Origin of the sequence: Pseudomonas sp. P116, assembly GCF_020149425.1 — a bacterium.
Taxonomy (GTDB): domain Bacteria; phylum Pseudomonadota; class Gammaproteobacteria; order Pseudomonadales; family Pseudomonadaceae; genus Aquipseudomonas; species Aquipseudomonas anatoliensis.
On record NZ_JACVHB010000010.1, the window covers coordinates 235,900 to 256,203 of the forward strand.

Genomic DNA, 20,304 nt, shown 5'->3' on the forward strand with positions numbered 1-20,304 from the left:
AGATTCGAATGACATTGTTGAGCAAGAAAGCCGTCGTCCTGTTGCTGGCGGCGGTCGCCGGCCTCGGCGCCATCAACGCTCAAGCGGCCACGGCCAAGGAAAAAACCGCCACCGAGAAGGTCTCGATGTTGGGCGGCAAATTCACTTTCACCTTGCCCAAAGGCTTCGTTGCTGAACCGTTGCCGGCCAGCCCGACCGGTGCCAAGGGCACGATGTACACCAACCAGACCAGCAAAACCGTGGTGATCGCCGCAGAAAACCAGATCCCCGAAGGCAACAACGTCAAGGACAACGACAGCGAGTTTCTGGACGGCAGCGTGTCCGATTTCATCGAAGCCCAGCGCAAAGCGCTACCGGACTTCAACAAACTCAGCGAAAAAAGCCTGACCCAGAAAGGCACTGGCCTGGGCCTGCGTCAGGTCGACAGCACCGCCAGCCAGGGTGGCGGCCAAACCCTCAACACGACGTTGATGGCCGGTTCCGGGACACGCATGGCGCTGGTTCAGGTGATCTCCCGGGTCAGCGACAAGAAAGGTCATGATGCGCTGGTGAAGACCATCGTCAAGGATTGAGCTGCTGCAACCAGGCGTTCAAGTCCCGCAGTTCGGCCGCAGTGATGCTGTGGCCGACGCCGGGATACGCGTGAAACTGTGGTTTGTAATCCAGTTTCTGGAGTAATGCATTGGCCTCAGTACCGTGGTGATATGGCACTGGATCATCGGCTGTGCCGTGACCGATGAAGATGTTCAGCGGCAGCGGTTGTTGTCCGGTCTTCAGGTCTGCTTTCAACACCGGCAATAAACGCCCGCTCAACGCCGCAATACCGCCCACCGCCACGGGTGGTCGCAGGCCCACCTCGTAGGTCATCATCGCGCCCTGGCTGAAACCGATCAGGTAAACCTTGTCCGGGGCAGCGTGATATTTCTTCGCCGCTTGCGCGACAAAATCCCGAAGTTTCTGGCCGCTGACCTTCAGATCATCGGTCTCACCGTTGTAGGCGCCTTCGCCTTTCTTGCGAAACCACTGGAAACGCCCTTCGCCCAACGCCAGCGGTGCCTGCACCGAAAGGTAGTTGTACTGCGCCGGCAGCTGAAATTTCATGCCGATCAGATCGGCTTCATTGCTGCCGTAACCGTGCAGGAAAATCACCAACGGACGTGGATCGGCGTCAGGGTGAACCTGTTCGATGTACTTGAGTGGCAGATCGGATTGCAGCGTGGTTTGAGCATGAACGGCGGTGGACGCCAGGAGGGTCAACAGAGCAAACGCCTTCAACATAAGTCTTCCTTCACAGGGTGCAGGGTTCGGGGGGAGCCTAACATCCTGAAGCAAGGATCCAAATATTGAGGTGCCGCTGATACCGCTATCGCTGGCAAGCCAGCTCCCACAGGTTTTGTGAACGCCCCAGAACAATGTGGGAGCTGGCTTGCCAGCGATGAGGCCCGCAAACACGCCGAAGATCCGTCAGTCGTTATTCAGCTTCCCCGTCCGAAACGCCACCCGCCCCGCCACTTTCGCCTGCCAGATCCCCGGCTCGGTGTAACGCCCGCGATCAATCGCAAACAACACCCCGCTGGTTCCGGCGCGCACGGTAGTTACTCGATCTTTCAACGGATCCACCACCTCGAACAACGCATCCCCCTTCTCTACCCACTCGCCCGCCGAGCGCAGAAAACTCACCACACCATGGTGCGGCGCGAAGAGGTATTCGGTGCCTTCAAACGGCATGCCTTCACAGCAATCGCTTGGTGCCGCCGGCCATTCACCACTGATGAAGCCCTGCTCGGCGAGAAACCCGAGAATAGCCTCGCAATTGGCCTGCGCCTGATCGACCCGAGTATCGCCCATGCTGCCCAGCTCCAGCGTGGTCGCAAGGTTGGCGGGCGGAATGGCCGCGTTCGGGAAGGCTTTTGCGAGGCGCAGCCACGGCGTCGAACAGGACTCATCGAACGAACTGCCGCCGGAATCTTCACACAACAACGCCACGCCCGCCTTCAGCCGTGCCGCCAGCGATTGCCACTGCGGCCAGTGCTGCGGCAGCGCATAAAGGTGAATTGCGGCGTCGAAATCGCAGTGCAGATCGAGGCTGATGTCCGCATCGCAGGCGTGTCGCAGCAACAAACGATGCAGGGCTTCCAGTTGCGAGGCCGGGGCCGGCAGATCATCGAAAACCTGGCCCATGGTCTGACGAATCAACGCAATGTTGGCTTCGGCGTCAGCCCCCAGACGCTCGCCGATCAACGCTGCCACCGGCGCACTGAGTTCGACGAACGCGCGGTTGAAGTTCTTGCCGCTGCCAAATTCGAAGCGGCCCATGTGATTGCCTTGCAGATGCTGATCGAGCCCGATCGGGTTGGCCACCGGCACCAGTTCAATCACGCCTTGCAAACGACCCTGCGCTTCAAGTGCGCTCAGGCGTTGCTTGAGTTCCCACGCAGTGCGCATGCCCGGCAGTTCATCGGCGTGCAGGCTGGCCTGGATGTACACCTTGCGGGCGCCCGCGCCGTAACGGAACACGCTGAGGGAACGTTCGCTGCCCAAGTGGCTCCAGGGCAGAAGATGGTCGATGCGTTGCATGGGTAACTCCTCAATATCTGGATCACACAGATCCCCTGTAGGAGTGAGCCTGCTCGCGATAGCGGTCTGTCTTCAATGAATATTCTGGCTGACACACCGCTATCGCGAGCAGGCTCACTCCTACAGGGTTCTGATCTTTATTCGAGTGCAAAAAAAGTGGCCACCGCGTAAACGGGGCCACTTTTTTCTACGGCGTATTAATGGCCGTACACGTCAAAGTCGAAGTACTTGTCCTGCACTTTCTTGTACTCGCCGTTAGCGCGGATTTCGGTGATGGCTTTGTTGAACTGCTCAGCCAGGGCCGCATCGCCCTTGCGCACTGCAATCCCGGCGCCGCCGCCGAAGTATTTGGCGTCTTCGTAGGTCGGACCGACGAATTCGAAGCCTTTACCCGCGTCGGTTTTCAGGAAACCGTCGCTGAGGTTGACCGAGTCGGCCAGCATCGCGTCCAGACGGCCAGACGTCATGTCGAGGTTGGCTTCCTGCTGCGAACCGTAACGCACCAGATCGATCCCGGCCGGTACCAGCACTTCGGTGGCGAAACGGTCGTGGGTACTGGCGCGCAGTACACCGACTTTCTTGCCTTTGAGCTGGGTCAGCGGATCGGTGACATTGGAGCCGGCCTTCATCACGAAACGGGCCGGTGTGTGGTAGTACTTGATGGTGAAATCGACGTTTTTCTTGCGGTCGTCAGTGATGGTCATCGAAGACAGGATCGCGTCGATTTTCTTCACTTTCAGCGCCGGGATCAGACCATCGAATTCCTGCTCGACCCAGGTACATTTGACTTTCATCTGCTCACACAGCGCATCGCCGATATCCACGTCGAAACCGGTGAGTTTGCCGTCAGGGGTTTTCATCGAGAATGGCGGATAACCGGCTTCGATACCGATGCGGATCGGCTTGGCGTCTTCGGCCACAGCGGTCAGGGACAACATCGACAGTGCCAGGGCACCGAACATCACTAGCTTCTTCATTTATTACTCCTGTGTGCGGAGGCTTTTATTGGCAGCTTTCGATTCAGCGTCCGGTCATGGCCATATAGCGGCAAAAACCGAAGTGGTCGGCAGTCTATGGCGGCGCGCACAGGGCAAATTGTTTTTAAGCGACAATTACTTACAGAAGTTCGGCGCACTGATTGACCGGGGTCAACAGGTGCGCCGTCGTGGTGCAAAGGCTGTAGGACAAGCCCTCAATCGGTACCAAAAATCTCGTGTAGGAGCTGCCGAAGGCTGCGATCTTTTGACTTTGCTTTTTAGAAGCAAGATCAAAAGATCGCAGCCTGCGGCAGCTCCTACAATGGGATCAGCATTCGCAGCCGATTGCGGTTTTGGCGGCTAGCTTAACGCTCAATTGAAAACCTTCATCGAGCCAACCGGTCACGCCACCGATCATTTCTTTGACCGGGTAACCCAGCGCCGCCAGTTTCACCGCAGCCTTGTTCGCGCCGTTGCAATGCGGGCCGGCGCAATAGACCACGAACAACGTGGTTTTCGGGTAGCTGGCCAGTTCCGCCGCCGTCAGCAACCGGTTCGGGATATTGATCGCGCCCGGTACATGACCGCGCTCGAAGGCCACTGGCCCGCGAACATCGACCAGCACAAAGTCGACCGCACCGGCCTCCTGGCTGCTGAACACGTCGGAACAATCGGTTTCAAACGTCAGACGATTGCTGAAATGCATGAGGGCGATGGCCGACGGGGCGGCAGGGATTTCGCAAACCAGGCTGGGCATAAGGTATTGCTCCTTCATCTGAGTGGGTGTGAACAGACTTTATCCAGCGAACGCTTATGGCTACAGTGGCGGATAAGACACTCACCGGGAATTTTCCGCCAAATGCCTACTTCACCAGGTTTGGTCGCGATTCTGGCCTACGACGGCCTCTGCACATTCGAGTTCGGCATCGCCGTAGAAATCTTCGGCCTGACCCGGCCGGAGTTTGAGTTCCCGTGGTACGAGCACGCGATTGCGGCGGTCGATCAAGGCCCGATGCGCGCCATGGGCGGGATTCAGGTGTTGGCTGACGGCGGATTGGAGCTGCTGGCCGAGGCCCGCACCATCATCATCCCCGGCTGGCGCGACCGAAATGCTGCGGTGCCTCCAGCATTGATTGACGCGCTGCGTCAGGCCCACGCACGGGGTGCGCGGCTGTTGTCGATCTGCTCAGGCGTTTTTGTGCTGGCCGCCAGCGGCCTGCTCGATGGGCGCGGCGCCACCACCCATTGGCGTTACACAGCGGAATTGGCGCAACGCTTTCCAGCAATTGCAGTCGACCCGGATGTGCTCTACGTCGACTCCGGCCAGTTGATCACTTCGGCAGGCAGCGCGGCCGGCATCGATGCCTGCCTGCATCTGGTGGCGCGCGACTTTGGCACTCAGGTTGCCAATTCCGTGGCACGGCGACTGGTGATGTCGCCGCAGCGTACCGGCGGCCAGGCGCAATTCATTCCAACCCCCGTCAGCCAGACGCCGCGCAACGATCTGTCACGCGTGATGCAGTGGGCGCGCGAGCGCTTGCACGAGCCGTTGGAGGTGCGCGATCTGGCGAGTGAAGCGGCGATGAGCGAGCGAACATTCCTGCGGCGTTTCACCGAAGCCAGCGGGCAATCGCCCAAGGCGTGGTTGCAGCATGAGCGGTTGGCGCGGGCGCGGGAGTTGCTGGAGAGCACTGACCAACACACCGAACAGATTGCCGAGCGCTGCGGTTATCGGTCGGTGGAGAGTTTTCGGGTGGCGTTTCGCGGGGTGGTTGGAGTGCCGCCGTCGGTGTATCGGGAGCGGTTTGGGCGGGGTTTCAAAACTACTTCCTGAGTTGATGTTGAAGCCGCCTTCGCGAGCAAGCTCGCTCCTACAGGTTGGATGCGTGCCTCCTGTAGGAGTGAGCCTGCTCGCGATAGCGCCCGGTAAAACGCAGCATCATTTCGACATCAGCCAAGAGGCTACAGCGCCTTGCGCCTTTGCCTACAACTACGCCAGAATCCGCCGGCTTGTGCGGCTTGGGGGTCGCCGGTAACTTGGTTCGCGTCACTGAATGTTCAGTGATCGGGTTTAGTCGCTCGGTGTTATCTCAAGTTCGCAAGCTGTTATTCAGTCTGGCATTTCCATGCCTGCACTCAATGGCGGCTGTGCGCAGGGCGCTTTCGAGCGCGCCGGTAATGCTTGGGATGCCGGTCGACTAACCTGCGTATAGCTGCCACCTAATGTTTAGTCGCAGAACGGTGTCAGCCTCATTGAGGTTTCCCAGCATATGTTCAAAATAACGCCAAATCCGCCCGAAACAGATGCGGAACTTGATCCAAATCCAACATCCCCCTATTCCACGCCAGGCTCCAGAAAACTCCACGAAGCCGCCGAACGCGCCCTCGATCACTATCTGAAACCCACGCCCCCAGCGCCACCGCGCAAACCCAGCACCATGTTCCTCGTTGACCCGAACACAGGCACCGAAGACCTCATGGCCCACGCCTGCGAATCCATGGCCTCGGCCAGCGTCATGCTGAGCGACTTCGCCGCCCTGCTCGACTCGCCCTACCGCAATACCGTACTCGGCATCCAGCAAGTGGTCATGCTCGGCGAACTCGCGGTGAACCGCGCCCTCGACAAACTCGACCCCGCACTGAGGCAATGACCATGACCAAACAATCAGATGCAAAGGTCGTCGCAGCCTTGGTGGCCATGGGATTCAACGAACGAGAAGGACGCTGGGCACAAGATGCCTGTCTGGTGCTATTCGAAAGCGAACGAGAAACCATCGTCGCCTCCGCCGTCACCGCCCTCGCCCAACTCGATGAATTGGAGGTCGACGCCGTGCTACCCGCACTGCACCGCGTGACACGCCGCTTCCCATCACTGCAAAGGACCGTGGCCGACACATTGGCCGAGATGGCGCATCGGACCTGATTGACCGCGTGATCGCTGTTCGCGAGCAAGCTCGCTCCCACAGTTGATTGCGGTGTACTCCATTGCCATGAGCCACCGCAATCAACTGTAGGAGTGAGCCTGCTCGCGATAGCATTCTTTCTGCGATCGATTATCCGAAAGCCAAACCCCCAGCAAGGCTTAAGCCATGAAAGAACATCACCCCGGTTTCCAACGTTTCTCAAGTGTCTGGGATGCACTGGAAGACACGCCGCAGGATGCTGCCCGTATGCGTCTGCTAACAAATATGATGCGCGCGCTTTCACGAGAGAATTTCCCCGTTAGACCAACACTTCTCAATGATACTGAAACAACTTTTGCTGCACTCACATGCAGGAAAGCGGATTGCATTTGAGCTGCACCACATCGAGCTAATTAAGGATGGTGGTGCCGTGTACGATACCGACAACATCAATGTCGTCACCCCAAGACGCCATATCGACATTCACAGGGGAGTTGAGTAATGGGATTGAAAAGCAATCTGGCTGACCACACCGAGCAGGAATTCAAGGCTCTGATTCAGGCTATTGAAGACGCAAAGACCGAAGACGAACGGGATGAACTTGTCGATCACTTCAACAAGATTGTTCCCCACCCTGCAGGAAGCGACCTGCTGTTCTATCCAGAAGCCGGCGAGGATGATTCAGCGGCTGGCGTGACAAGCACAGTGAGTGACTACTGTCTTGCTAACGGTCTGCCGGGATTTAAAATCTGACTTAAAAAGCCCGCTCAATCACGGATGTGATTTGCTAGTCGGGCTTCTACCTCATCACTGGCCATAAAGGTTTGCAAGCCATGACGCTCCAACTCTCGCCAGAATAATACAATCGCATGCACAAACGATCGGAGCAGCTCAAGCGGGAGCTGAATATCAGACACGGGGCGTATACCGAAAACCTCTTCTAGCAGAGGATCAGGCGCTGCCCAAAGATATTTATGTTTCTCCCGCAAAGTTCTAGCCGCGCTTCCCTCACCATGCCGGCAGACGTTACCTAGAAGCATGAGCAGGCAGAGCGAATCATAGGATTGAAACTTTGAAAGATCGAGCCCGCGCGCTTTCATAAATAGCTTGTTGAAATCGCTACCCCATCCGGCCTTTTGGATCTTCTCAATCTCATCCTCAACTGCCTTTACCACTTGGTCTTCTGGTACATCAGGAATGAAGAATTGACGAGTACAACCAGCCATGTAAGTGCGAATCTGTTGTTCCCACAGAGACTGGATGCCGAGACAAAACGCCATAGCCGTCCTTTGCTCCAACGCCAAGTGATCAGCAATTTGAAAGGATTTGGTAAAGAGCGCATCGTCTGCGATTGCCATCAATTCATCAGACCTCCGAAGAAGCGCGTGGAGCGAAGGCTCGACAACCAATGACAGAAAGTCTTGCACCACGTTGCCATAGTTGTTTGCGTAAACGTCCGCAATGGAATGTTTCCATGGATTCTGCATAGGGCCATCCGTTGGATCGCTTCTCGATGATGTTACGAATTATTCGCAGATTTTTAAGGATCGCCTGACAACAAAACAGTTCAGCCCCCCCACTTCAATCCTCCCGCGTCAAAACCTCCAACAACTCAATCTCGAACACCAGATTCGAATTCGGCGGAATTTTGCCCATGGTCCGTTCCCCGTACCCCAGATGCGCCGGCACCAGCAGTTTGCGTTTACCGCCCACCTGCATGCCCATCAAGCCCTGATCCCAGCCCTTGATCACGCGGCCAGTGCCAATCACGCACTGGAAAGGTTTGCCACGGCTGTAGGAAGAATCGAATTCGGTGCCGTCTTCCAGCCAGCCGGTGTATTGCGTGGTGATCAGCGCGCCTTTGACGGCAGCTTTGCCCTCGCCCGGTTGCAGCTCGATGATTTGTAGTTCGTCGGTCATGGCGCTTCACTCAGAAAGGATGGCCCGTTGGGGGCGCGGACGGCGTTTTTCGCAGAATTCGATGCCGATGGCAATGCATGGAACCGAAACACGCGGCGCTGCTCACATAAGTATCGACATCGTATTCAGCCAGGGAAGCTCTGATGACCGACTCACACTTGCTGCGCAGTTTTATTCCGCCGTACATCCTCAACCGCATCATCGCTCATGGTTCGCAGCCGCAGCGCACCGCGGCGATGCTCACCCTCAATCATGTGCGCAGCCTGCTGCCCAACCCCGGCGCGCCCTTGCGCCGGGAAACTCGCGCCATTCTTGCTCCATCGAGCAAACCCGGCATCGCTCAGCGCAGTGTGCATGATGCGCAAAACAAAATGCTGCTGCCCGGGATTGAGGTACGTGTGGAAGGACAGCCAGCGACAGGCGATCCGGCGGTCGATGAAGCTTATGAGGCGCTGGGCGCCAGCTATGATTTCTTCTGGAAGGTGTTAGGTCGAGATTCGATCGACAACAACGGGTTTGCCCTGATCGGCAGCGTGCATTACGGCCAAGGCTACGAAAACGCCTTCTGGAATGGCGCTCAAATGGTGTTCGGTGACGGTGATGGGGAAATTTTCCAGCGTTTCACCCGCTCGCTTGACGTCATCGCCCACGAACTCGCACATGGCGTGACGGAAAGCGAGGCCGGTCTGATTTACGCGAACCAATCGGGTGCACTTAACGAATCACTGTCGGATGTGTTCGGCGTGTTGACCAAGCAATATTCGCTGAGCCACACAGCGGAGCAGGCTGACTGGCTGATCGGCGCCGATCTGCTGATGCCGCAAATCCACGGACAGGGTTTGCGCTCGATGTCGCATCCCGGCACGGCGTATGACGACCCGTTATTGGGCAAGGATCCGCAACCGGATCACATGCGTAAGTTCGTCATTACCACTGAAGACAATGGTGGCGTGCATATCAACTCAGGGATTCCCAACCGCGCGTTCTATCTGGCGGCGCGGGCATTGGGCGGCTTCGCCTGGGAGAAGGCCGGACGAATCTGGTACGACACGTTGTGCGACAAACGCTTGAGTCAGGACGCAACGTTTGAGGCGTTCGCCGGGTTGACGGTCGAAAACGCTGGCAAGCGTTTCGGTGCCAGAGAGGTGACTGCGGTGCGTGAGGCCTGGGCTCAGGTCGGTATCGAATTGGTCGTGGAGGTTGTATGAAAATTCTGCCCGAGTTGGGTGACGATTCCGTGGTGCGGGTATCACGCCAGGGTGGCGTGGCGGCCATTCATAGCCTGAGCCGCCCGCGTGAAATCGAATTTGCGCAATGCGACATCAGCGAACGCAGCCGCATCTGTTCGGTGCTGGAGGGGTGTCTGCCGTTCGATAGCGTTGAAACCGGACGCGGTGACCAGCGCTTCTATCAGATAGAAGTGCGCTACCGGTCAGGGGAAATGGTGCTGAAAGTGCCGGAGGATCAGGCACCGGGGGATCTGGTGCATCTTTGGGACAAGGGGCAGTTGTTGTAAGCAAGATTCTACAAAGTTCAGCGCAAGGATATGGGTCCAATCGCGGTTTCAAACGGATTCCAACACCTGACGAAATCAGTCAGTCCCAAATCGCCGGCCAAAAACCACACCGTTAAAGGTGTGCGTACAGCACTGACAGCGCGGCGCCATGTCCTCAGCTTTCAATGCCGGATTGACAATTTGAAGGCGCTTTTGCTGATCGACGTACAAACCATTGAAGTAACTCGACTCGCCCAATCGTACGACTTCCTCGCGATCCTCCTCATAGATGGCGACCATCCAGAATACGGGCTCCGGTCGATCCAGACGCGACACCGCTTCGCTGAAAATCTCGTCCCAGTTACCGCCAACACGAGACAAAAGAAAGCGAAACAAGGGTGTGTAATCCATGCCGTAGCGTTTGCCTGCATGCATCGAACCACGTACGGCGTCGCTGCGATTTTCGCTCTTGGTATTACGCTGATCGCGGTATTGCGCGACTAACGCGTTGCGACGCACACCCCAAGTACGAGTGTTTTCTTTCCGATAAAGAGGTTTCTTGTCCAACTCATTGCTCCTGACTTCCCGTCACTCGAAACACCCCCAGGTTTTTACCCGAACGGTGCTCGATTGCAATCTGCCTTCCTTGGCCAATTGTTACCGAATGGCTTAACGCTCTACCGGCTGCATCTCGACAATCGTCCCGTTGGTGATCATCACCATCACGTACTGATCATTGATCTGCACCCACTGCGCTTGCTCAACCGGTGCTTTCAAACCTTTCGCTTTCCAGTTTTTCAAGGCTTTGTCGCTGCGTTGATAAACGTCTGGCGCGCGGTCGTTGATCTTTAGTTCACGATCGCTGACGGGGGACTGGACGGAGGGGTCGTTCGAGGTTTGCGCCGCTTGAACAATCGGGCTGATCCCGGCAATGCCGGCGACCAGGGCCAGGCTGGCGATTAGGGTTTTGCTGTTCATCGGTGAACCTCCAGAGATATGTACTACCTGAACTCCGACTGCGCGGCGGCGAAATCATTCCTTGTTTTTTGTTTGGACTGGCTGGGGGATTTCTTTCGTTACACAGGTCGTCATCGCTGGCAAGCCAGCTCCCACAGGGATTTGAGTACACCTGACAGACACAGGTCGGCTGACAGGCCACCATCGCCAGCAGGCTAGCTCCCACAGAAAAACAAAAACACAACCCCCACCGCCCTCGCTTCTCACCACTCAACACAATGAGCGTTAGCTCGAGTGCAGCTCTTGATCTGGAAGGCCCGTCGGGAGGCTGAGTGCAGGGATTCATCCGGGGAGAACATCGAAAGGAGGTGCAGCGAAGCAAACCGGAATCGATGCCCCGGATGGATTCCGGAGCGAAGGAACCCCGAGCTCTAGCGAGCGGGCCGGACGTCAGGGCACAGACCTTTTGGTTACTTTTGGGGCGTTTGCCAAAAGTGACCCGCCGTAAGGGCGGAACCCTAAGTCGCCATCACCAAAAAACCGGATATTCACCCAAAACAACCCAGAGCATGGTCGGCCCAGAGGTCGTCATCGCTGGCAAGCCAGCTCCCACAAATTTTGTGTTGTTCTCAGGCACAAAGGTGCATGCCTAGAACCGATCAGCATTGATCCACTTTCAACATCAATCCATACCAACAATGCAATTAACAGATTGTTACATCTGCGCCACCATCCGCCTCAATAAAAACCGTGCGCCGCCTCCCCGTAGCGCACGTCATAAAAGCGGTGGAGTTTTTTCTATGACAGCCTCAATCCCACAAGGCGGCTCACGAGCCGGTGCCATTTTCCGAGTAACCTCGGGTAACTTCCTCGAACAGTTCGACTTCTTTCTGTTCGGCTTCTACGCCACCCAGATCGCGGCGGTGTTCTTTCCGGCGAGCAGTGAATTCGCCTCCCTGATGATGACCTTTGCAGTGTTCGGCGCAGGCTTCCTGATGCGTCCGCTGGGGGCCATTGTGCTTGGCGCCTACATCGATGATGTCGGTCGGCGCAAAGGTTTGATCGTCACCCTGTCGATCATGGCCAGCGGCACGATATTGATTGTATTGGTGCCCGGTTACGAAACCATCGGCCTGTTCGCCCCGGCGCTGGTATTGATCGGGCGGCTGTTGCAGGGCTTCTCGGCCGGTGCGGAATTGGGTGGTGTTTCGGTGTACTTGTCCGAGATCGCCACACCGGGCCGCAAAGGTTTTTTCACCGCGTGGCAGTCAGCCAGTCAGCAAGTGGCGATCATCGTCGCGGCGGCCTTGGGTTACGCGCTGAACGCGTGGATGGCGCCGGACGTGGTTGCCGATTGGGGCTGGCGAATTCCGTTTTTCATCGGCTGCATGATTGTCCCGTTCATCTTTTTCCTGCGGCGTAATCTGGCGGAAACCGAAGAGTTCGCCGCGCGCAAGCACCGTCCAAGCATGGGCGAAGTGTTCCGCAACCTCGGCCAGAACTGGGGCGTGGTGCTCGGCGGGATGCTGATGGTCGCCCTGACCACCACCGCGTTTTACCTGATCACCGTGTACGCGCCGACCTTCGGCAAAACCGTGCTGCATCTGAGCACGTCCGATGCGTTGCTGGTGACGCTGTTGGTGGGTGTGTCGAACTTCTTCTGGCTGCCGATCGGCGGCATGTTGTCCGACCGTATCGGTCGTCGTCCGGTATTGATCGCGATGTCGCTGCTGGCCTTGGCCACGACCTATCCGGCGCTGTCGTACCTGGTGCAATCACCGAGTTTCAGCCACATGCTGCTGTCGCTGTTGTGGCTGTCGTTTATTTACGGTTTGTACAACGGCGCGATGATTCCGGCGCTCACCGAGATCATGCCGGTGGAAGTACGCGTCGCCGGTTTCTCCCTCGCCTACAGCCTGGCCACAGCGATTTTCGGCGGTTTCACGCCGGCGATGTCGACCTTCTTGATCCAATACACCGGCGACAAAGCCGCGCCGGGGTACTGGATGAGCATCGGCGCGCTGTGCGCGTTGCTCGCCACGCTTTACCTCTATCGCCGCGCGGGCGGCCGTCTGCAACCGGCTACTGCATAAGGAACCATCACCATGAAAAAACTGTTGAATCTGGGCGCCCTCGCCCTCCTCGCTTTCAGCGCCCTGGCGCACGCCGAACAGGTAAACGTGATGACCTCGGGCGGCTTCACGGCAGCCTATAAAATCCTCGGTCCGAAATTCGCCACCGCCACCGGCAACACCCTCGACACCCAGTTCGGCCCATCGATGGGCAAGGCGCCAGAGGCGATCCCCAATCGCCTCGCGCGTGGCGAGCATGCCGACGTGGTGATCATGGTCGGCTACGCCCTCGACGAATTGATCAAACAAGGCAAGGTCGACCCGGCGTCGCGGGTAGAACTGGCGGACTCGCGGATCGGTATGGTGGTTCGCGCTGGCGCGCCGAAACCGGACATCAGCAACGTCGAGAGCCTGAAGAAAACCCTGCTTGACGCGCAATCGGTGGCTTACTCCGACAGCGCCAGCGGCGTGTACATCGAGCAGCAGTTGTTCAAGAAACTCGGCATCGAAGATCAGTTGAAACCGAAGGCGAAGATGATCGCGAAAATCCCCGTGGGCTCGGTGGTTGCCACTGGCGATTATCAACTGGGCTTCCAGCAGGTCAGCGAATTGCTGCCCGTGCCGGGAGTAAGTTTCGTGGCGAAGATTCCAGAGTCGGTACAATCGGTGACGCGTTTCGCTGCGGGTATTCCGGTCAACGCGCAACATCCCGTCGAGGCCAAAGCGTTACTCGCCTACCTCGCTGCGCCGGCCGCACAGGCTGACGTGCAGGCGACCGGGCTGGATTCGGTCAAGCGTTGATAATCGGCGGCTGGACTTTCATTTCCACCACCAGCCGCTCCAGTTCCAGTGCCGCCGGGGTCAACGTGCGATCCCGGCGCTTGATAATGCCAACGCTGCGCATCACTTGCGGATCCGTCAGCGGTATCCGCGTCAGGATCGGATGATCCGGCCCCGGCATCGCCATCAACGGCACCGCCGCTACGCCCAACCCTGCCTCCACCAGGCCAATCATCGTCGTCACATGTCGCGTTTCGCAGATGCTCTGACGCTGCGGCACCACGCTGCTCAAGGCCTGATCGAGTAAAAACCGATTGCCGGAAGTCTTGTCCAGCGAGATGTAATCCTGCTGGTAGAACTCGTCCCACGTCACGCTGTTGCGCCCGGCCAACGGGTGATCGCGACGGCACGCCACGACATAGCACTCCTGCACAAGCGGTTCGAAGTCGACTTTGGCATCCTGCGTGCCCATAAAACTCAAACCGAAATCGGCCTCGCCATTGACCACGGCGCTCAATACGTCGTGGGCGCTGGAGTCGAGGACTTTGATCCTGATTCGCGGAAACTGCTGGTGATAGCGCGCAACCACACGCGGCATGAAGTAGTACGCGGCAGACGGCACGCAAGCGACGGTGACGTGGCCCAATCGGGTCGAGGCGACTTCGCTGATGCCCAGCAGTGCAACGTCCAGATCGTCCAGCAAACGTTCGACACTCGGCATGAACCCGCGCCCGGCCTGGGTCAGGCTGACTTTGCGCGTGGTGCGCTCGAACAGTTTCACGCCGAGGGCGTCTTCAAGCTTCTCGATGCGTCGGCTCAAGGCCGGTTGCGAGAGGCGCACGGTGTCGGCAGCCTTGCGGAAACTGCCCTGCTCAACGACCGCTCGAAAGGCTTGCAGGTCGTTGAGGTCGAAGTTGATGGCCATGGCGGGACTCGGGGATTGATTCGCTTGGGTTATAAATGTAACAAATTGATGCAATATGTTACAGATCTGAATCGCCCCATGTAGGAGCTGCCGAAGGCTGCGATCTTTTGATCTTGCTTCTAAAAACAGAATCAAAAGATCGCAGCCTTCGGCAGCTCCTACATGGGGGATTGTGTTGAACATCCGAATCAGGGGGATTTGGTTTGAGGTGGGTTCAACCCTTATCCTTGTCGCCCCCGCCGTACCGTTGTCAGGAGTAAACCAATGCCCCACGAAGGCAATCTGTTGCAAGCCGCCGTTGTTTTTCTGCTCGCGGCGGTGCTCACCGTGCCTCTGGCCAAGCGTCTGCAATTGGGCGCGGTGATTGGGTATTTGTTTGCCGGGGTGATCATCGGCCCGTCGGTGCTGGGCCTGATCGGCAATCCGCAGAGCGTGGCGCATATTTCTGAGCTGGGCGTGGTGTTGCTGTTGTTCATCATTGGCCTTGAGCTGTCGCCGCGACGGTTGTGGGTGATGCGCAAATCGGTGTTTGGTGTCGGTATGGCGCAGGTGCTGCTGACCGCGTCGGTGATCGGCGTTCTGGCGTTGTCGGTCTTCGGCCAGCCGCTGAACAGCGCGATTGTGCTGGGCCTCGGTCTGGCGCTGTCGTCCACCGCGTTCGGCCTGCAAAGCCTTGCCGAGCGCAAGGAACTGACCAGCCCCCACGGGCGTCTGGCGTTTGCCATTCTGCTGTTTCAGGACATCGCCGCGATCCCGTTGATCGCGCTGGTGCCGATGCTTGCCGGTGTCGATCATCACACCAGCACTGCCGACGATATACGGCACAGTCTGCAGGTGCTCGGCGTTATTGCCGTGGTGGTGATCGGCGGGCGTTATCTGTTGCGCCCGGTGTTTCGCGTGGTGGCGAAAACCGGTCTGCCGGAAGTCTCTACCGCTACTGCGCTGCTGGTGGTGATCGGCACGGCGTGGCTGATGGATCTGGTCGGTGTGTCGATGGCGCTGGGGGCGTTTCTTGCCGGTTTGCTGCTGGCCGATTCCGAATATCGCCATGAACTGGAAGCGCAGATCGAACCGTTCAAGGGTCTGCTACTCGGGCTGTTTTTCATCAGTGTCGGCATGGGCGCCAATCTGAGTCTGTTGCTCAGCGCGCCAATTACCGTGCTGGGGCTGACGCTGTTGTTGATCGGTTTGAAGCTGCCGTTGCTGTTTGTGGTGGGACGTCTGGCCGGTGGCTTGAACAAGGTCAGTGCGATTCGCCTCGGCATCGTGCTGGCGGCGGGGGGTGAGTTTGCGTTTGTGGTGTTCAAGATCGGGCGCGATCAGGGGCTGTTCGAGCCGCGGCTGTATGACCTGCTGGTGCTGACCATCACCCTGTCGATGGCGGTGACGCCGTTGTTGCTGTTGATTTGCGCAAGGCTGGTCAGCCCAAAAGTGCAACCGGTGGAAGTACCCGAGAAATTCCGCGACATCGACACGGATACCCCGCGCGTGGTGATCGCCGGCATGGGCCGGATGGGTCAGATCGTTGCGCGGATTCTGCGGGCGCAGAACATCAAGTTTGTCGCCCTCGACACCTCGGTCGAAACCATCGAACTGTCGCGCAGTTTCGGTGGTGTGCCGGTGTTCTATGGCGACCCGATGCGCCCGGAAATTCTCCATGCGGCCAAGGTCGGCGAGGCAGAATATTTTGTCATCGCCACGGATGATCCGGAGACGAATATCAAGACCGCCGAGGTGGTGCGCAAGCTCTACCCGCACATGAAGATCATCGCCCGGGCCCGTAACCGTCAGCACGTTCACCGCTTGGTGGATGTTGGCGCCGAGGCGATTCGTGAGACGTACTATTCAAGTCTGGAAATGAGCCGTCGCACGCTGGTTGGCCTCGGGCTGACCCAGACCCAGGCCGATGCGCGGATCAAACGCTTCAAGCACCACGACGAACAGGTGCTGGAGGCGCAACACGCGGTGTACGACGACGCAGCCAAAGTCCTGCAAACCGCCCAGGAAGCCCGGGCGGAACTGGCGCGTTTGTTTGAGTCGGATCAACTGGAAGAGGAATCACGCAAAGCCTGATTGCTGCCAAACCCTGCGCGGGAATGATCGATCACATTCACTGCAGGAGCTGCCGAAGGCTGCGATCTTTTGACTTTGTTTTTAAAAAGCAAGATCAAAAGATCGCAGCCTTCGGCAGCTCCTACAGGGTTCAGTGATTCAGTGTTTCAGTAATTGCGGTTGGGTTTAGGCCGGCTCTAACTCCGGTGTTTGCTTGACCGCGACTGTCTCAAACCGATCCGCCAGAAACGGCGTGATGTCCAGCGGCAGTGGCTCGTCGTTGACCAGTTTGTCCAGCAACACGCCGGTAATGGCCGAGGTCAGAATGCCGGTACGAAAGTGCCCGCACGCATTCAGATATCCCTCCACCCCACGCATCGGCCCCAAAATCGGCAACTCATCCGGCGAACCTGGGCGCAGACCCGCCCAAGTGCGTTTGAGATTGACGTCCGCAAGCTCGGGCAAGCAGCGCACCGCGCCCTGCACCAGCCCGGCGATTTCCGGGTAGGTGGTGGTGACGTCGAAGCCTTTGTCTTCGGTGGTGCTGCCGATGAGGATCTCGCCGTTGTCCTTTTGCGCCACGTAGCAGTCGCTGGTGGTCAGGCAGCCGTTGAGGATTTTCGGCATGCGCTCGGTCAGCAGAATCTGCCCTTTTACCGGGTTCACCGGAATGCGGATGCCGGTCGCCCATTCGCTCAAGTCCGCCGCCCAGGCACCGCCGGCGTTGATCAGCGTCTTGCAGTGGAACACGCCCTCCTCGGCCGTCTGTACGCCGGTCACCCGCGTGCCGTGGTGCAACACGCCGGTGACGTTGGTGTTGACCAGGATATCGACACCATTCTGCCGCGCGCCTTCCATGTAGGCATCGGCAAGGCGGAACGGGCTGACCTGATGGTCGCAGAGAAACTCCAGCGCCCCGCGTGCTTCATGACTGACGCTGGGCTCGGCTTCGCGCAGTGCGGCTTGATCGAGCCAGCGCACTTGCTCGGCCAGATGCGGAATGCAACCGACGATGTGCTCGGCATAGAGCCGGTCTTCATCGTCATAAATCACGAATTTGAGCCCGGTCTTTTCGAACTTGAAATCCATGCCGTGATTGTCTTTCAGCTCACGGTGCAGCGCCGGGTACAGCGCGTTGGACTGCAAGGCGAAATCAAAGAACGACTCCGGCAGGATGTGCGGCGTGCTGGCGTCCACCGCTACCGCCGCGCCCTGGGTTTCGCGCTTGCGGTTGGCCGACATCATGCGGAAGAAAATCACCCCGCACCCAAGGCCCACCGACTCGCCGATAGCCCACAAACCACCGGCTGACGCGCGGGTCGCGTTGCCCGGACGCTTGGCGTCGATCAGGGCCACCTTGAGGTTTTTGCGTTTGGACAATTGATAGGCGCAGGACGCCCCGATCACACCGCCGCCGGCGATGACCACGTCGTAAAACTTACTCATGGGAAGCGGCCTCCGTGCCGACAGACTGGAATGCGGAAAAAGGGATCGGATCAATCGGGAAACGCGGGCGCAGCCAGCCGACATCCTGGCGTCCGGTGGCCTGACGCAAGCGGTCGCTGCAATAGCCAACGCACATCCGCCCCTGACAGTCGCCCATGCTCACGCGGGTGCGCATTTTCAGGCTGGCAATGTCTTGCACGCCCTGCTCCAGCGCCAGATCGATGTCGGCGCGGGTTGCGTGTTCGCAGCGGCAAATCACCGTGTCGGCGTTCGGCAATGCTGTCTGGCCAACACCGCGTTCGGTGTAGCGATCCACCGCCGCGCGAAAACGCACGATGGCTTTGAGTTTGCCCAGATAGCGGTCGCGGCGAACCAGCGCCAGATCCTCGTCGAGCACACTGCGCTGCAGCAGGATAGACGTCGCCGCGATCTTGCCGGCCAGCATCGCCGCTTCACCACCGCGAATCCCGCCCATGTCGCCGGCCAGATGGATGCGAGGCTGGTTGCTCTGCTGCCAGACATTTGAATGGGCGCGCAGATAACCGTCATCACTGAAGCCATGATCCAGGCCCATTTGCTGACTGAGTTGCGTACGCGGAATAAAGCCATAACCGACCGCCAGGGTCTGCGCCTCGAAGCGCTCGACACGGGACATGTCCGGCGTCCAGTTCTGCGAGTACGGCGCCACACTGACGCTTTTCAGTTCGCCTTCGCCGTGAGCTTCGACCACGCCCCAGCCGTAGTTCATGGCGATGCCGTGCAGTTTCAGGTAGGCGAGCATGCTCAAGCCATCAAGGAACAATTGCGGCTTGTTCAGCAACGCCAGGCTTTCGCGGGCGATCTTGCCGAAGGCGCAGGCCTCATACACGCCCGCAACTTTGACGCCCGAGGCATGCAGTTGCGTCGCCACCAACGGCAGCAGTGGGCCGGTCCCCGCAATAATCACCGGGCCTTGCGGTTTGACCACGCCACTTTTGATTTGCAGTTGCAGGCCACCGAGCAGAATCACCCCTGGCAGTGTCCAGCCGGGAAACGGCACGCTGCGCTCGTGGCAACCGGCCGACAACAACAATTGTGAATACTCGATCTCGTGCAGTTGCTCGTCGGCGTCCAACACCACCAGCGCGCGAGTGCCTTCGGCGCCGACCACACGATGGTTCAGGTGCACGTCGATCAACCCGCAATGCTCCTGGAATTCGCCGTGCAGTTTGCCCAGCACTTCGGCGTAACGTGGTCCGAGATAATCCAGCTGCACGCCGTCACGCAGCGGCCCGCGATAGACCACACCGCCGAGGCGCGAGGCCTCTTCCAGCAAGGTGCAGCGCACGCCATGGCGCGCCAGTTCGATGGCCGCCGCCATCCCCGCCGGACCACCGCCGACGATCACCGGTCGCAGGCTCATACGACCTCCTGCCCGGCGATCCGGTTGACCTGGGTTTCGATCTGCATGCCATCGCGCACGACGGTCTGGCAGGCACGGCGTTTATGCCGGCCATTGATTTTTACCAGGCAGCACTGGCACACGCCCATGCCGCAGTAGGCGCCGCTGATCTGATCATGGTCGTTGCGCGCGATCTGGCGCACGCCGAGGGACTGGATAACGCTGAGGACGGTTTCACCGATGGCGGCAGTGACCGGCTGACCGTTGATGTGCACGGTCATATCCGCCTGCGCCAAGGGCTGGATATCGAAGGTTCTTTCTAGGCAGTGCATTGCGATGTTCATCCGTGAAAAGGTTCGGTTGAGGTTGTGTCAGCTCCTTGCTGCACTACACCTGGCGGCCCGTTTGATTCTTGGCTCGGGCGGGCTCGCGGGGTACTCCGTCAGCGCAACGAGGTGCGCGCGAGAACAATGTAGTTCATGTTTTAGCAAAGGCCTGGATCATTTACGTTAGGCGATATCGCCAACGGAAATATTGATCCAGGCCAGTGAAATCTGCACCCCCCCCCTGTAGGAGCTGCCGAAGGCTGCGATCTGTTGATCTTGCTTGTTAAAAACAAAGTCAAAAGATCGCAGCCTTCGGCAGCTCCTACAGGTCAATGTGCAGGCATTAAAAAGCCGCTTCTACCCGAAGGTAGAAGCGGCCGAGGCATGAGCCTCAATAGAGCAAGCGGTCAGTGTACGAACAGCGCAATCAGGATGATGATCGGGATCGGGATACCGAGGAAAAACAGCAGTAGTGAGCGCATGGTTATTCTCC

Annotated in this window: 25 protein-coding genes; 13 read left to right on the forward strand and 12 right to left on the reverse strand. The window is 58.4% G+C overall.

The window, feature by feature from the left end:
* The first annotated feature begins 8 nt into the window (after nucleotides 1-8).
* Nucleotides 9-572: a hypothetical protein gene (locus ICA15_RS27600; protein WP_150604581.1), complete on the forward strand. Its 564-nt coding sequence runs from the start codon at nucleotides 9-11 to the stop codon at nucleotides 570-572.
* On the opposite strand, the gene ICA15_RS27605 is transcribed toward ICA15_RS27600, so the two are convergent.
* The 3 genes from ICA15_RS27605 to ICA15_RS27615 all read right to left on the reverse strand — a co-directional run bounded on the left by ICA15_RS27605 (nucleotide 562) and on the right by ICA15_RS27615 (nucleotide 3,554).
* Nucleotides 562-1,278, reverse strand: a complete 717-nt coding sequence (locus tag ICA15_RS27605) for an alpha/beta hydrolase (RefSeq protein WP_210555107.1) — start codon at nucleotides 1,276-1,278, stop codon at nucleotides 562-564. The two genes, ICA15_RS27600 and ICA15_RS27605, sit on opposite strands and share 11 nt — an antisense overlap.
* A 186-nt stretch (nucleotides 1,279-1,464) precedes the next feature.
* The gene (locus tag ICA15_RS27610; RefSeq protein WP_210555106.1) at nucleotides 1,465-2,577 is read right to left on the reverse strand and encodes a succinylglutamate desuccinylase/aspartoacylase family protein; all 1,113 of its coding nucleotides are present in this window, start codon (nucleotides 2,575-2,577) and stop codon (nucleotides 1,465-1,467) included.
* A gap of 197 nt (nucleotides 2,578-2,774) precedes the next feature.
* Nucleotides 2,775-3,554, reverse strand: a complete 780-nt coding sequence (locus ICA15_RS27615) for an ABC transporter substrate-binding protein (protein ID WP_115146805.1) — start codon at nucleotides 3,552-3,554, stop codon at nucleotides 2,775-2,777.
* 28 nt (nucleotides 3,555-3,582) lie between these two features.
* On the opposite strand from ICA15_RS27615, the gene ICA15_RS27620 reads away from it, so the two are divergent.
* Nucleotides 3,583-3,918, forward strand: coding sequence for a hypothetical protein (locus tag ICA15_RS27620; protein ID WP_210555105.1), 336 nt, complete (start codon nucleotides 3,583-3,585; stop codon nucleotides 3,916-3,918).
* On the opposite strand, the gene ICA15_RS27625 is transcribed toward ICA15_RS27620, so the two are convergent.
* Entirely contained in the window at nucleotides 3,883-4,311 is a 429-nt protein-coding gene (locus ICA15_RS27625; protein WP_210555104.1) for a rhodanese-like domain-containing protein, read from the reverse strand. The two genes, ICA15_RS27620 and ICA15_RS27625, sit on opposite strands and share 36 nt — an antisense overlap.
* Before the next feature lie 102 nt (nucleotides 4,312-4,413).
* Between ICA15_RS27625 and ftrA the strand changes: the two genes are divergently transcribed.
* The 6 genes from ftrA to ICA15_RS27650 all read left to right on the forward strand — a co-directional run bounded on the left by ftrA (nucleotide 4,414) and on the right by ICA15_RS27650 (nucleotide 7,210).
* Nucleotides 4,414-5,388, forward strand: coding sequence for a transcriptional regulator FtrA (gene ftrA / locus ICA15_RS27630; protein ID WP_210555103.1), 975 nt, complete (start codon nucleotides 4,414-4,416; stop codon nucleotides 5,386-5,388).
* A 436-nt stretch (nucleotides 5,389-5,824) separates the two neighbouring features.
* Entirely contained in the window at nucleotides 5,825-6,205 is a 381-nt protein-coding gene (locus ICA15_RS27635) for a DUF6124 family protein (RefSeq protein WP_210555102.1), read from the forward strand.
* A gap of 2 nt (nucleotides 6,206-6,207) precedes the next feature.
* Nucleotides 6,208-6,477, forward strand: a complete 270-nt coding sequence (locus tag ICA15_RS27640) for a hypothetical protein (protein ID WP_210555101.1) — start codon at nucleotides 6,208-6,210, stop codon at nucleotides 6,475-6,477.
* Between the two features lie 166 nt (nucleotides 6,478-6,643).
* Entirely contained in the window at nucleotides 6,644-6,850 is a 207-nt protein-coding gene (locus ICA15_RS27645; RefSeq protein ID WP_210555100.1) for a hypothetical protein, read from the forward strand.
* Nucleotides 6,795-6,959 (forward strand): hypothetical protein, encoded by a 165-nt coding sequence (locus ICA15_RS28730; RefSeq protein WP_342345749.1) that lies wholly within the window; start codon nucleotides 6,795-6,797, stop codon nucleotides 6,957-6,959. Before ICA15_RS27645 ends, ICA15_RS28730 begins: the two co-directional genes overlap by 56 nt.
* On the forward strand, nucleotides 6,959-7,210 hold the full coding sequence (locus tag ICA15_RS27650) for a bacteriocin immunity protein (protein WP_210555099.1): 252 nt from the start codon (nucleotides 6,959-6,961) through the stop codon (nucleotides 7,208-7,210). Before ICA15_RS28730 ends, ICA15_RS27650 begins: the two co-directional genes overlap by 1 nt.
* A gap of 14 nt (nucleotides 7,211-7,224) precedes the next feature.
* Here ICA15_RS27650 and ICA15_RS27655 read toward each other — a convergent pair whose 3' ends face one another.
* Nucleotides 7,225-7,944: a hypothetical protein gene (locus tag ICA15_RS27655; RefSeq protein WP_210555098.1), complete on the reverse strand. Its 720-nt coding sequence runs from the start codon at nucleotides 7,942-7,944 to the stop codon at nucleotides 7,225-7,227.
* Between the two features lie 94 nt (nucleotides 7,945-8,038).
* A complete protein-coding gene (locus ICA15_RS27660; protein ID WP_210555097.1) occupies nucleotides 8,039-8,377 on the reverse strand; it encodes an FKBP-type peptidyl-prolyl cis-trans isomerase in 339 nt (112 codons plus the stop codon).
* A gap of 143 nt (nucleotides 8,378-8,520) precedes the next feature.
* On the opposite strand from ICA15_RS27660, the gene ICA15_RS27665 reads away from it, so the two are divergent.
* The gene (locus tag ICA15_RS27665) at nucleotides 8,521-9,585 is read left to right on the forward strand and encodes a M4 family metallopeptidase (protein WP_150616454.1); all 1,065 of its coding nucleotides are present in this window, start codon (nucleotides 8,521-8,523) and stop codon (nucleotides 9,583-9,585) included.
* Nucleotides 9,582-9,893, forward strand: a complete 312-nt coding sequence (locus ICA15_RS27670; RefSeq protein WP_042559711.1) for a protealysin inhibitor emfourin — start codon at nucleotides 9,582-9,584, stop codon at nucleotides 9,891-9,893. Before ICA15_RS27665 ends, ICA15_RS27670 begins: the two co-directional genes overlap by 4 nt.
* 75 nt (nucleotides 9,894-9,968) lie before the next feature.
* Here ICA15_RS27670 and ICA15_RS27675 read toward each other — a convergent pair whose 3' ends face one another.
* Complete coding sequence (locus ICA15_RS27675; protein ID WP_210555096.1) at nucleotides 9,969-10,439, reverse strand: hypothetical protein; 471 nt, start codon at nucleotides 10,437-10,439, stop codon at nucleotides 9,969-9,971.
* 102 nt (nucleotides 10,440-10,541) lie between these two features.
* Nucleotides 10,542-10,850, reverse strand: coding sequence for an RcnB family protein (locus ICA15_RS27680; protein ID WP_150604572.1), 309 nt, complete (start codon nucleotides 10,848-10,850; stop codon nucleotides 10,542-10,544).
* A gap of 779 nt (nucleotides 10,851-11,629) precedes the next feature.
* On the opposite strand from ICA15_RS27680, the gene ICA15_RS27685 reads away from it, so the two are divergent.
* On the forward strand, nucleotides 11,630-12,922 hold the full coding sequence (locus ICA15_RS27685) for an MFS transporter (RefSeq protein ID WP_210555095.1): 1,293 nt from the start codon (nucleotides 11,630-11,632) through the stop codon (nucleotides 12,920-12,922).
* A gap of 12 nt (nucleotides 12,923-12,934) precedes the next feature.
* Complete coding sequence (locus ICA15_RS27690; protein WP_210555094.1) at nucleotides 12,935-13,702, forward strand: substrate-binding domain-containing protein; 768 nt, start codon at nucleotides 12,935-12,937, stop codon at nucleotides 13,700-13,702.
* Here ICA15_RS27690 and ICA15_RS27695 read toward each other — a convergent pair.
* The gene (locus ICA15_RS27695; RefSeq protein WP_150604567.1) at nucleotides 13,692-14,606 is read right to left on the reverse strand and encodes a LysR family transcriptional regulator; all 915 of its coding nucleotides are present in this window, start codon (nucleotides 14,604-14,606) and stop codon (nucleotides 13,692-13,694) included. The two genes, ICA15_RS27690 and ICA15_RS27695, sit on opposite strands and share 11 nt — an antisense overlap.
* 264 nt (nucleotides 14,607-14,870) lie before the next feature.
* On the opposite strand from ICA15_RS27695, the gene ICA15_RS27700 reads away from it, so the two are divergent.
* Nucleotides 14,871-16,679: a monovalent cation:proton antiporter-2 (CPA2) family protein gene (locus tag ICA15_RS27700; RefSeq protein WP_210555093.1), complete on the forward strand. Its 1,809-nt coding sequence runs from the start codon at nucleotides 14,871-14,873 to the stop codon at nucleotides 16,677-16,679.
* A gap of 165 nt (nucleotides 16,680-16,844) precedes the next feature.
* Here ICA15_RS27700 and hcnC read toward each other — a convergent pair whose 3' ends face one another.
* Genes hcnC through ICA15_RS27715 form a run of 3 tightly spaced genes read right to left on the reverse strand, consistent with a single transcriptional unit; the run spans nucleotide 16,845 to nucleotide 19,817 of the window.
* Nucleotides 16,845-18,104, reverse strand: coding sequence for an NAD(P)/FAD-dependent oxidoreductase (hcnC, locus tag ICA15_RS27705; RefSeq protein ID WP_210555092.1), 1,260 nt, complete (start codon nucleotides 18,102-18,104; stop codon nucleotides 16,845-16,847).
* The gene (gene hcnB, locus ICA15_RS27710; protein ID WP_210555091.1) at nucleotides 18,097-19,506 is read right to left on the reverse strand and encodes an NAD(P)/FAD-dependent oxidoreductase; all 1,410 of its coding nucleotides are present in this window, start codon (nucleotides 19,504-19,506) and stop codon (nucleotides 18,097-18,099) included. Before hcnB ends, hcnC begins: the two co-directional genes overlap by 8 nt.
* Nucleotides 19,503-19,817, reverse strand: a complete 315-nt coding sequence (locus ICA15_RS27715) for a (2Fe-2S)-binding protein (RefSeq protein ID WP_042562120.1) — start codon at nucleotides 19,815-19,817, stop codon at nucleotides 19,503-19,505. The genes hcnB and ICA15_RS27715 overlap by 4 nt, the downstream gene beginning before the upstream one ends.
* Nucleotides 19,818-20,304 lie beyond the last annotated feature (487 nt).